Consider the following 624-nt stretch of genomic DNA (forward strand, 5'->3'; position numbering starts at 1 on the left):
AGCTGCATGGCGTCGCCGACGAGAACGACTTTCGCGCCCGCCGCCTCGACGATGTCAAGCACACGGGCCATCTGTTGCGACGACACCATGCCGGCTTCATCGATGACGAGCACATCACCGCGATGGAGTGCATCGCGCCCATTCGCCCAGGCGATCTCCCAGGCGGCGAGCGTTCGCGATCTGATGCCGGAACTGTCTTCCAGGCCTTCAGCCGCCTTGCCTGCAAGTGCCGCACCCATCACCTGCCGCCCGTCGCCTTCCCAGGCAAGGCGGGCTGCCGCCAGCAGCGTGGACTTGCCGGCGCCGGCAAGGCCGACCACGGCCGCGATACCGCTGTCGCCGGTGACGTGGCGGATGGCATCGACCTGCTCCGCATCAAGCCTCAACGGCTTTTGCGGATCGCCGGTCTCGACGCGCTCGATCGCCGCATCGACCTGCCGAGCCGAAACCCCGAAGCCTGCTTGCTCCGACAGAACCCGCGCTGACTGCGCCATGTCGTATTCGATGCGCAGCATTGCCCGTGTGGTGAAGACTGCCGGGTCTGCGACCTTAAGCGTTTCTGCCTCGAACTCTTGCGGCTTCAGCATCACAAGTTCATCCGACGCCATCAGCCGGGCGCGGATA

The 624-nt window shown here is 65.5% G+C and carries 1 protein-coding gene; it reads right to left on the minus strand.

The window, feature by feature from the left end:
* On the minus strand, window positions 1–624 hold a 624-nt coding region (locus CO660_RS32510; RefSeq protein ID WP_176536424.1), incomplete at both ends, for an AAA family ATPase.

It is taken from the genome of Rhizobium sp. L9 (assembly GCF_002531885.1).
Lineage (GTDB): Bacteria > Pseudomonadota > Alphaproteobacteria > Rhizobiales > Rhizobiaceae > Rhizobium.